This is a genomic window from Paenibacillus sp. AR247 (assembly GCF_002968895.1).
GTDB classification, from domain to species: Bacteria; Bacillota; Bacilli; order Paenibacillales; family Paenibacillaceae; genus Paenibacillus_AQ; species Paenibacillus_AQ favisporus.
In genome coordinates, this window is the sequence record NZ_PCZT01000009.1 from 1,429,346 (window position 1) to 1,440,183 (window position 10,838).

At 53.1% G+C, this 10,838-nt stretch carries 11 protein-coding genes and 3 pseudogenes; 7 read left to right on the plus strand and 7 right to left on the minus strand.

The annotated features are described in order from the left end of the window. Positions 1-630: 630 nt before the first annotated feature. The 7 genes and pseudogenes from CPT76_RS14820 to CPT76_RS14850 all read left to right on the plus strand — a co-directional run bounded on the left by CPT76_RS14820 (position 631) and on the right by CPT76_RS14850 (position 5,202). Complete coding sequence (locus CPT76_RS14820; RefSeq protein WP_105443439.1) at positions 631-1,542, plus strand: sulfurtransferase; 912 nt, start codon at positions 631-633, stop codon at positions 1,540-1,542. 99 nt (positions 1,543-1,641) lie between these two features. Then, positions 1,642-2,064: a VOC family protein gene (locus CPT76_RS14825; protein WP_105443440.1), complete on the plus strand. Its 423-nt coding sequence runs from the start codon at positions 1,642-1,644 to the stop codon at positions 2,062-2,064. A 50-nt stretch (positions 2,065-2,114) separates the two neighbouring features. Further along, on the plus strand, positions 2,115-2,840 hold the full coding sequence (locus CPT76_RS14830; protein WP_258168633.1) for an RNA polymerase sigma factor: 726 nt from the start codon (positions 2,115-2,117) through the stop codon (positions 2,838-2,840). An 11-nt stretch (positions 2,841-2,851) separates the two neighbouring features. Beyond that, positions 2,852-3,353 (plus strand): annotated as a pseudogene (locus tag CPT76_RS14835) (DinB family protein). A 186-nt stretch (positions 3,354-3,539) separates the two neighbouring features. Then, the gene (locus CPT76_RS14840; protein ID WP_234489624.1) at positions 3,540-3,740 is read left to right on the plus strand and encodes a hypothetical protein; all 201 of its coding nucleotides are present in this window, start codon (positions 3,540-3,542) and stop codon (positions 3,738-3,740) included. Positions 3,741-3,977: 237 nt separating this feature from the next. Further along, positions 3,978-4,592 (plus strand): MORN repeat-containing protein, encoded by a 615-nt coding sequence (locus CPT76_RS14845; protein ID WP_258168634.1) that lies wholly within the window; start codon positions 3,978-3,980, stop codon positions 4,590-4,592. Positions 4,593-4,662: 70 nt separating this feature from the next. Beyond that, complete coding sequence (locus CPT76_RS14850) at positions 4,663-5,202, plus strand: hypothetical protein (RefSeq protein ID WP_105443443.1); 540 nt, start codon at positions 4,663-4,665, stop codon at positions 5,200-5,202. 53 nt (positions 5,203-5,255) lie between these two features. Here the strand turns inward: CPT76_RS14850 and CPT76_RS14855 are convergent, their stop codons facing one another. The 7 genes and pseudogenes from CPT76_RS14855 to CPT76_RS14880 form a co-directional block, all read right to left on the minus strand. Next, a complete protein-coding gene (locus CPT76_RS14855) occupies positions 5,256-6,056 on the minus strand; it encodes a hypothetical protein (RefSeq protein ID WP_105443444.1) in 801 nt (266 codons plus the stop codon). Positions 6,057-6,089: 33 nt separating this feature from the next. Then, positions 6,090-6,554: pseudogene (locus tag CPT76_RS14860) on the minus strand (DUF2625 family protein); the annotation flags it as partial. Between the two features lie 20 nt (positions 6,555-6,574). Beyond that, entirely contained in the window at positions 6,575-6,757 is a 183-nt protein-coding gene (locus CPT76_RS39740; protein WP_258168501.1) for a DUF4274 domain-containing protein, read from the minus strand. Continuing rightward, positions 6,699-7,178, minus strand: a complete 480-nt coding sequence (locus CPT76_RS14865; RefSeq protein WP_258168503.1) for an ankyrin repeat domain-containing protein — start codon at positions 7,176-7,178, stop codon at positions 6,699-6,701. Before CPT76_RS14865 ends, CPT76_RS39740 begins: the two co-directional genes overlap by 59 nt. Before the next feature lie 34 nt (positions 7,179-7,212). Next, positions 7,213-8,810 (minus strand): annotated as a pseudogene (locus tag CPT76_RS14870) (DUF6138 family protein). A 207-nt stretch (positions 8,811-9,017) separates the two neighbouring features. After that, positions 9,018-10,079, minus strand: a complete 1,062-nt coding sequence (locus tag CPT76_RS14875; RefSeq protein ID WP_105443445.1) for a suppressor of fused domain protein — start codon at positions 10,077-10,079, stop codon at positions 9,018-9,020. Positions 10,080-10,121: 42 nt separating this feature from the next. Further along, positions 10,122-10,838 (minus strand): substrate-binding domain-containing protein (locus tag CPT76_RS14880; RefSeq protein WP_258168508.1); only part of this gene is annotated, 717 nt, incomplete at its 5' end.

Here is a 10,838-nt window from a genome sequence, read left to right on the forward strand (position 1 = left end):
GGCACATAGAGCAGCAGCGGGTAATTGATAATGGCTCCGCCGATGCCCAGCAGGCCTGAAAAAAAGGAACCTGCCAGCCCGATGATAAACATAACGATATGTCCTGCTAAATCCATCTACTACACACCTCTGGATGACTGAATAGTTTGCAGCAAAAAACTCAAAATTAACACTATACGAATGAAACATTAGCGTTTATAATAAACCCAAGTAAATCAATGGGAATAGGATGGTGAATAAGCTTGTTTGCGAAATTAAAAAGCTTGTTTGTAGACCGCTGCCCTTCATGCTCTGAGCCTTTGGTTTCGAGCAAGGATCACCTGCGCGTCATCAAGAGCTGTCCAAATGACCATTATACGGAAGAGATTTACACCCATCTCCATGTGAGAATCGTTTACCATAAATAAGGATTGCCTACATTTCAGGCTCTAATGATGACGGCTGGATATCTCCCCCTGGGGGGTGACCCGGCCGTTTTTTTATTTTGCGGCTGCTTGTCCGCAGCGCGTTTATCATAACACACTTGACCTTGCCGAAGAAACCGATTGGAGAGACAACCCCCCGCCCCGCTGGTATAATAGAACAATATTCCATTCAAGATATTATCATTGAATTAAGGCGGTGTTATTATTGAGCGTACTAGTGAATAAAGCTTGGGTGCTTGCCCGGATGTACGAGCCCGACGTGACGATCGTCGACTGCCGGTTCATGTTGGGACAGCCCGATGCCGGAAGGATTTCTTATGAGGAGAACCATATCCCGGGGGCGGTATTCCTTGACCTGGAGAAGGATTTGTCTTCCTCTGTCAGTGAGCATGGCGGGCGGCATCCCCTGCCCGATACCGGCCAGCTTGCCGCAAAGCTGGGGAAAGTCGGCATCAACCGGGAAACCCGGGTCATCGCTTATGACGATCAAGGCGGGCTGTACGCTTCGCGTTTGTGGTGGCTGCTGAGCTACATGGGTCATGAGACGGTGTTCGTCATGAACGAAGGCTTCAGCGCATGGAAGGATGCAGGCTACCCCGTCAGCAAGGACCAGCCTGTTCGGGTCCCCACAACCTTCACAGCTGATGTGCATCCTGAAATGCTCGTAAACCTGGAAGACGTCCGCCAGGCGATGAAGGATCCATCGATCGTCATCCTGGATTCCCGTGAATTCTCCCGCTACCTGGGCCTGAACGAGACGATCGATCATACCGCTGGCCATATTCCCGGCGCCAAGAATAAGTTTTGGAAGGGCGTCCTGCAGGACAACGGGGAATGGAAATCCCTCGATGAGCTCAAAGAGTACTATAAGGACGTGCCGAAGGACCATGAAATTATCGTCTACTGCGGTTCAGGCGTGTCGGCCTGCCCGAATGTCCTTGCCTTGACCGAGCTCGGATACCCGGATGTCCGGCTGTACGCCGGCAGCTGGAGCGACTGGATTTCGTACAGCGAAAATCCGGCATCTAGCGCTGAATTGTGGGCTGTAACAAGTTGCTGGCGAGCGACCTGTTGCAGCCCTTTTTGGCATTCAAAGTCAGCAGGCTGCAATCCATAAGCCGCGCTAAAATTTAAAAAACTCTTCGCTCCCCCGTATCTTATTATGGATTTTTATCGTTATTAGATTGAAAATCAGGTTAAAGGAGAGTGATCATCTATGGAAAAAATCATCGCTTATGTATCCGGCATTTTTATTCCGGTGACTGACATTACTCGTTCAGAGGAATGGTACGTTCGAATGTTCGATCTGGAGACGATTGAAAAGACCGATGACCGGGTCGGGCTCGCGTTCCCTAACGGCCAAACCTTGGTTTTATTATGGAAAGTGGAGAAACCGCAGCCTGTCCAATTTGATACCGGTAAAGATATGATGCCTTACTTCAATTTCACATCTTACGATATAGACCATTCGTATAGACAGCTTAAGGAAAAAGGAGCGAAATTAAGCGAAATCCACGAAGAGGACGGATACAGATTTTTCAAAGCATTTGATCTGGACGGAAATGCCGTGGATATTGTGGAAGAGACGGGGCAAACGCCGTATTTTACTCACAAGAATAATATAAGGAAGCAGCAATAGTGCCTCAGGAAGATCACTTAACAGACGCAGGATATGAGACATTTGCTAAGATGACGCTTCCGCTGCAAAGCGATCTGAAACGATATTGTCTGGCTAAGGCCAGTTCGGCGTGGGATGCGGACGATTTGCTCCAAGAGTCGCTTATTAAAGCTTATCGTTGGTATACTCGGTTCCCTAATAGAGAAATAACGAAGCCATTTTTGTTTCGAATTGCTGCCAACGCTTGGGTGGATATATGCCGCAGCCGCAAATGGGAGCCGCAGGTCGGACCACTCGAAGAGCATTTAATCGGTTCCTATGATGAATGGAGTAAGTGGGATGTCCGTGAGGCGCTAGAACTGCTGTCCGATCGGCTCGAACCCAAACAGGTCGTTCTGATTTTGCTGATCGACGTATTTCACTTTACCGCGAAGGAAACGGGAAGGCTGTTCGGACAATCCGAGGGTTCGGTGAAGGCGGCTCTAAGGCGGGCGAGGACGAGGCTGAAGACGGCCGTTGAACGCAATCCCGAATATTGGGATGATTCCGTGCTTACAGCTCCGCGTGGCGGACTGAGCATCGAGGTGTTCGAAGCGTTGGTCGAAGGTTTTCGCCGTGCGGACCCCTATGCGATATTCCGCTCGTACCAGACGTTGATTGACGATGGCGCGGTGGTTGACCGGATCGAGCTGCGCGGCAATACGCTCTATTTTACGATCATCGACCCCGACGGCAACGTATTGACGATCACTGAGAAATTGAAATGGCAAGACGATAAGTATCATTCGAAATCCTAGAGGTGATTGCATTGCTCGAAATGCTGCAGCAACAATACGATTGGATCCGATCCGTTAGACATAACATGTTTGCGTTCTTGGAAGAGCTGCCTCCTCAAATCTTGCATCAACACGTTCCCGAATTTGGGCGTGGAACGATCATTCGAACCCATCTTCATGTCGTTGACTGCTATCGGTGGTGGTTGGGATCTTTCGCGTTTATGAAGAGAAACGAGCATAAGGATATTTCCATAAACGAAATTGAAACGCGCCGATGTGAAGTACGTCCGTGAACGATTTACGGAAGCGGATGAACTCGTTCAGCGGTTCATCCATGAATATCGAGATCGCTGGTATGAACCGATCAAGCAGGACGAGAACTGGCGGGGTTACCCGAAGGCTCCTACTCCTTTACTGCTGTTAACTCATACGGAGACTCACGAATTTCATCACAAAGGCCAAATCGTATCCATGGCAAGACAACTGGGCTGCCCGCCCCCAGCCGATGATCGTTTAGGCGGACTTTTCACCTGATTCGACAAATCGGATACGAAGCTGCGACCGTCTTTCGGTGATATTCACCTGGGAACGGTCGTTTAGTTTCTTCGTTATGTTTTGTTCGCGATCCAGATCATCAACCATTTCAGGCGGTTTGAAACTGTTTTGTATACACCATTCCTTGCTGAAATTTGGTAAAATGACAGGAAGAGGTGAAATGCAATGAAAAGCAGAAGATTTATGCAGCCCCTGACTTCCCCGATTCACTTCCATACCGCGATGATTGAGCAGACGCCTGTTGCCGTTTTTTTGGGCCAGGAGATGATCGGCAGCGGGAAGATCGTTCAAATCACCGATTACATCGTGAAAATCGGTAACGAATTTTATGTGCGCGATGCCTGCACGTTTAAATATGCGGTCTAATCCATGCGAAGAACCTTAAGGGCTAACATCTAATAAAACGTTTCTCACGTAACGTTGTCCAAGCATTGCCAATAAACCATGAGCAATCATAGAATAGCTAGTTGAAAGGATGTATTGAGTTGATCAAAACTAAAAAATCTTTCCGTATCTCTTGTCCTGAGCGCTGCACTGTCGTCTGCGGCTATCTGGCCCATCTCTCCTTCGGTACAAGCAGCGCCGGCCAAAGAATGGCTGCAAATCTCGGATACAACCACCTATTACGGTGAAGTCAGCGGTGGCAAGCCTAACGGCAGGGGAACCATGAAATGGGGCGACAGCAAACAATATTCCGGGGAGTTCGTGAACGGCCAGCGCGAAGGCAAAGGTAAGTACATCAACGAATACGCCGCCGACGGCGAAAGCCACAAAGTCGTATATAACGGGGAGTGGAAGCTGGACCGGATGAACGGCACCGGCACGCTGACCCACAAAGTCATCCAGGAAGATAGTGCGGTCCGCTCGAATGAAATCCAAACGGGTGCTTTCAGCGGCGGCGTGCAGACGAGCGGATATGATGTCATTCATGCCCTGGCCGATCCGGACTTCTACTTCGCGTACAAATCGCCGCAGGAACAGCTCGTCATCATGGGAAGCGCTGACCATCTCAAAGCGTCGTTGAAAAGCGGCAGCCTGTTCAGCGCGGAGTACCGCAACGCCAAGATCCACAAGAGCTACTCGGTCTTCCCTGCCGATACGGCGGCAGAACAGCGCATAAACGAGGCTAGCCTCAAATATTTGCAAAGCATTCAGCCAAAGCTGAACCCGCATCTGGAGCAATTCGAGCGGTTGGCCGGGCAGGTCCCCCTGAAATAAGGATGACCAAATAAACGTCATTAGGGTTCAAATCTGCATGACCAGGCATGGATTCGATAAGGAGAGGTATATGAAATATATTAAAGATTGTCCCGAACCCGGTATGGGCACCTGGTATTTCGAAATTGACCAGCAGGGTGTTGCTTACCGCCAGCTCGTCATCGAGGATGACGGCAAGTGCATCGCTTCGAACCGGAAAGACGGAGACTATCATTTTATGCTGGCAGAGCAGCCGATCGATACATCTGAAGCTGGGGTGATCTTTATCACCCAGGAAGAATTCGAGGAGGTTTGGTCCGCTTCCCTTAAGTCCACGGGCGAGCTGTGGCAGCGCCAGAAGACGCTCCACCCCGTAGGACAAAGGGTCGAGGGCGCCATCGAAGCCTTTGTCCCGCAGGGAACGCTCATTACGCTTGCGAACACCGGAGCAGTAGGATTAGCTGACACAGGGGAGCTGAAGTTGTCCGGAAAGCCGCAATGGATGTACCCGCAACACATCGTTCAAGCCGTTGTGAAGGGATATGACGAAGTTAACCAGTGGATTGAGCTTGATCAGGCTTCCGTTCTGGAACGGAGAACCGATCGAAATCCAGAAAAATCACCAAACTAAAAGGAGGGCCCGCGGCTCTCCTTTTTATAAGGTATAAACACTGTAAAAAACAGCTATAAATAAGGACCGAAGAAGTGCTCCAGTTTCTCCCGGGAATACCCGTCTTCCCCGCGCCAGCAGGCAACGGCATTGAAATCGGTGCCCCGTCCCCGTTCTTTGCGGTAAAAATCTTTGGTTTCCAAAATGCCTGCGTAACCCCAGATCTCCATGACCTGATCCCGTTCATGCGAATTGGAGGGAAACACGTCCTTCCACCTTTTCTCGAGCTGCCGGGCGGCATCCTTGTCACCACAGGCCTCAATCCCGTGGATCATCCCCTTCAGCATATCCACGTCTTCTTCCCGCACCGGGAACGGATCCTCCTCACGGCTCAGGCATAACAGATCCAGCCAGCAGTAAACGAGCCAATTGTGGCGGACGCCTCCCCATTTGAGCCGTTCGAAATTAAGCACGTTCAGGTCATCGTCGGCATATTCCTCTTGGGACATCAGCATGCCGTCATCGCAGAAAAAGCACTCACTGTACCGGGGGATATCGGCGGCACGCATACGGAATGTATGAGAGGGTAAATGGCGGGTCAACGTCCAGCTTGATAAAGCGCTGCGCAGATGAACTTTCCGGGTGGAAAGGCTGTGCAAAAACGCAGCAGCCACCCGCTCCTTCGTCACGTTATGCTCATGCAGATGAATGATCCGCCGGATCAGCTCATCATGCGACACGGTGAGCGGATCGAACATCAGCCCCTTGCTTTTGGCGTACTCAAAATCCTCAGCCGATAACATAAAACTTCCGCGTCTCCAGCCTCCCGATTGCCAGTACGTATTCGTTAATATTTTTTTGGCTTTCGCATCCATGTAGGCGGATACCCCTCCTGTTCAGTAACAAATTCAGCCCGAACTCCTCGCAGCTTGCCAGGCCTCCGTTACAGGCACTGGTGCCTTGCTGCTCGATTCGCCGCTGCCTTCATGCACTCAGAGCGGCGGGTAATAAGCGAAAACCTTGCCGTCTCCCAGCCGGCTCATTTCTTCTTGCCAGCCTTCCCAGCGGAACGACTGATAGAACAGCCCCAAATCGCCTTCGGCCAGCCAGTTCAAAAAACCGGAATAGGCAAGCTCAGTAGATTCCCACTCCAGTGTAACGGGCGCAAAATAATATACATGTCCGGTTTGCCCGAAGCGCCCCGTGTCCAGCGCAAAAAAGCCTCCGGCTGCATCGTATGCGACGACGAGCATTCCTTCAAGAGCGGTCCGGTCGCTGTCGTCCCTCAGCCCGTTCCAGTCCGTCAGGCTGCCGTAGATTCCGGCACCTCCTGACCCGAGCAGCCTGATCCAACCGTGGTCAAACAGGATGCCTCTAGCCTAAATCCCCAGAATCAAATGAGCTTCGCGCCTACTTTCTCTTTCAGGCTTTCGGCAAGCCTGCGCCATTTCCGGCCTTCTTCCGATGCTGCCGCATCGGCTTCATCCATGCCAAGCCAATAATCGGCATCCAGCAGCTCATACATATCCAGCATTGTGATCTCGGCGCACTCCGGATTTTCCAGGGCAGCGATCATCGGATCGGGCCCATCGTCCCAGTTGTAGCCATCCACCACGGCATGAAGCAGCACCGGCGAGGACAACCCGCGGAGCAAGCAAATCGGCCATGGCCTTGTCCATTCTTGCCGCCTGCCAGGCCGTCCCCAGGATGCCGTGCGGAGAATTCAGCTGAGCGCCATTCGCGATCAGCAGCTTGACCGTCTCCGGCTGCTTGAACTTCACCGCTTTTTTGAGCGCCGTATCGCCCAGCTTGTCTTCCGCTTCCAGATCGACGTTTTTCTCGAGCAGCAGCTTAATGCCGTCCACAGGCATCCGATTGGTGATAAAAAGCATCAGCGGCGTTCTTCCGCGGGCGTCCCGCTCGTTCGGGTCCAGTTGATCCACCGCCGCCCGGACCGTCTCCAGCTCCTTGCTCTTGCTGGCCTCCGTCCATTCCAAATGATCGTCCCCCTTTCTCATGTATTGACTTGACTCACGGATACCATGCCAGCAACCGCTCCAGCTTTTCTTTCATCGGAGAAGTCTCTTTTCTCGCGGACTGCGCCAGCTTGGCGCGGGTCCCGAAAATCCGGTACAGCACCGTTTCCTGCTCATAATCCTCTTTGGACTCCAGCTCACTCAACAGAGCGTCCGCCAGATCCGGTGTATCGATAACGAAGGATTTCACCGGCTTGGCTGAATCGCTTCCTCCAAGCAGAATCGCCACAAGCACCGGTATCCGATCAGGGGTCAGCCCGTGGGCTTCGATAAAAGCTTCGGCGTACCCATCCTGAGCGGATTGGTGCTCCGTATCAACTGTTTCCATATACAGACGAAGCAGCGGAAAATATTCCGTGCTCACGAGGCCTAATCCCAGAACAGCATAGGTTCCCGGCATGACCGACTTCTCCCCGGGGTCTACATCCTTATACCAAGCAAATTCCTCCATGGCTGCCTCGGCGTACCCGGCAATCAGCGGATGCAGGCCAGGATACCGGAGCGCGCCGGCAAAAAAACGGTGCAGCTGCGATTTAGCCAACTTATTCAGCGGCAGATAGTGCTTGTCCTTTGACGGGCTCCTCAGGTTTAGTTTGTACTCTTTTGGGAACCCCTCCGAGAGCAGCCCCGTTATATACGTCAGCGCTTCCCGGTATGCGGCCTCTTCCTCCACATGCAGGCGGATGTCGATCGTTTCCGTAACGTCGTTGGCCGCTGCCTGGATCGCCGTGCCTTCGAACCTGTGCTGGAAGCGCCCGCTGCCGTTTTTTATATAGCCAGCCGCCTTCTCCGAGCCCAGCTGAACGGCGAATTCCAGATAGCGCGCCCGGAGTTCGGGCTCCCGGCGGCCGACCTTCAGCGCGGCATAGACGAAAAAGTCGAGCTCGTCCGCATTCACAACCACCCCGTCCGCTGCATCTTTGCGCTTCCAGTCTTGACCGAAGCTCCCGCTCCGCTCAAAATAACGGACCAAATAACGCTCCTCCGCCCATTCCCGAAAGGCTGAAGTATATTGAGAGACCCACCCGAGCAGCCGGTCCGGATTCGAACGGTGCTTCNCCTCCAACCGCCCAATCAGCGGCTCTAATTGCGCCTCTCGCTGTTCAAACNGATCGGAATTGAGCAGATGACGGGCAAAGGCAAAACTTTGGACTGGATAAAGCCTTCGAGGTCCTGTTTCTGAGCCGCGAGCTTGTCCTCATCGATCAAAACTTCGGTGAACGTTCTTAATCCCTCTTCCCTATCCATTTCGAGCACGATTTCGAAGCGGTAATCGAAAAATCTGGGGCCGTAAGTCCCGGCGCTCATCGCTTCCGCAAGCCGTGTCCGCAATGCGGGAAGCCACTCGCCGGTGATCAGGTCGTCGGTGATATCGCATATGTAAGGCCCGGCATTCAGCCGGTACGAGGAGTCGGTCCAATCAAAGGGCCGGTCCAGGTCGATGCTGATTACGCCGTATCCGTCGCCGGCTTTGCGGGTGCTCCAGGCCACGCCAAGATAATCCTTGATGCCCGCCTGGAGCCTGCTGACTTCCTTGATCTCACGGATGCGCTTGCTTTCTTTCTCATAAATCCCGCTGATCAGGGACCACACCTCATCCAAAAACAGCTGTACGCTCGCGTTCAATCGTTTCCCCTCCCGAATTTCTTAAGCCATGCCATAAGAAAAACGTCCATCGACGTACTTTCAAAGAAGACAGACCGCGTCTAAAGGTAATTTTTCTTGCAATATTAGGAAGCAATCGCTCTGGAGTTTATACTTTCTAATATTATAAACAAGCCCGCGCGGGCGGGGTCCTGCTTAACCGATGACTTTGACTACATTGCCATCGCTGTCCTTGATCTGCGTTTTCACGATCTGGATAGCGGCCCCCTTTACAGAAGGCAGCGGAACGACGCTTTCCTTCGGTGCCAGCGAACGGCTCAGCTCAGAAGCGGCTTGATCGTCCAGGGCAATTCGCACCTCGCCTCCTTCAGCTTTCAGCTCCGGCTTCTGCCCGGGCTCAAAGACGACGCGGGTGTCCGGTCCGACAAGCGTGAGCGAACGGCCCTTTAAAATCCGGCCAAGCAGCAGCTTGGCAATAATTCCAGCCTGCTTGGCTCCCATTTTCACGACGGAAGGCTGCTTACTGAACCAACCGCTCTTTCCCGGTTCCCAGGCCAGCTGATCTACAAACAAAAATCCGGTGCTGGATCCTTCCGCTTCCGCGCCCTGCCGGATTTTCTCCGCGACGGGTGGAATGCGCAGCAGGGAGCCGCGGGTTAAATCCGTTATGTAATAGGGAATATGCTCCTCGGCAGCCCCGAGAACGCCGAGCGTATTCCAGGTTTGCATCGCTTCGAGCTCATCTCCCGTAATGCCGGTCATCTCCAAAAACTCGACCTGTCCATTCGGCGTCTGGATCGCGGGCAGCTCAGGATCTTCAGTAAAAGCCAAGGCCGTCAGCTGCGTGTCGGCTCCGAGGCAGATCGGCCCGTTGGCATCCAGATAATCGCCCGAACGGAACACGTTCCCGCTGCCGAACACGTATCTGCCCATATTTTGCAGCAGGTTCAAAGCCCACGCCGGCGGCTCCTCCTCATCGGCATCCCGCTGCAGCCGGAATGTCAGCTCAAAGCCGAACCCGCTGACCTCCTGGTCCTCCGACTCTTTTTCATACAATTCCGAGAAGCCGTACGTGACAAAATGCCAATGCGGAATCGGCGATTCCGCTTTGTAGGCACTGATTCCGTCGAGCGGATCCTGGCCGCCGAGCGCATACGAAATGAGCGTCCCGTAATGCTTTGGCTCCTGACTGCCGTATAATCTTTCAAGCTCCTGGTCGATGGCGTCCCAACCCGGTGCGCCGATTTCTTCGTTCATCATCCTGTCCCCTTCCCATGTGTGCCGAAGCATTTCCTTATTTTATTTATTCGAATACTGCGTCATTGAAACGCTGGATTCCCTTACGATGAGACGCGGCTCAAACTCCACCCGCTCGTAATCCGGCGGATTGTGCGACTGGATCCGCTTCAGCAGCAGCTCTGCCGCCAGCCGGCCGACTTCGCTGCCCATGATGGACACCGAGCTGATTTGCGGAGTGGTTACGGTCGCCCACAAGTTGTTGTCGATGCCGACCACCGCCACATCCTGCGGTACCCGGATACCAAGCTCCTTGAAGCGGTTAACGATCCCGATCGCCACCATGTCGTTGACGGCGTAAATCGCGTCCGGCATATGTTTCAGGCTGTAAAAATAATCGGCCGCCTGGCGTCCGGTCTCAAACGAAAAATCTTCCCCGAAATAAACCAGCGAAGCATCGACATGCCTAAGCGACTGTTCGTATGCCAGGTACCGTTCTTCAATTTTGTCCTTGGGCGCGCCTGCGTAAGCAATCCGTGCCCGTCCGATCTGGAGCAGATGCTCCATGACCAGCCTTCCTTCCTGGCGGGCGAGACCCACGATATCCGCCTTCAGATCCGGGCTGAGCTTCTTGCCGTAATTGATGACGGATACCGGGATGCTCGCCTGGTTAATCAAGCTTTCCAGCTGCTTGGGATACGCCAGCGGCATCAGGACGAGGCCGTCCACATGAAGCTTCTTGATCTCCCGCAACGTCTCCAGCTCCAGACGGGCGTTGCC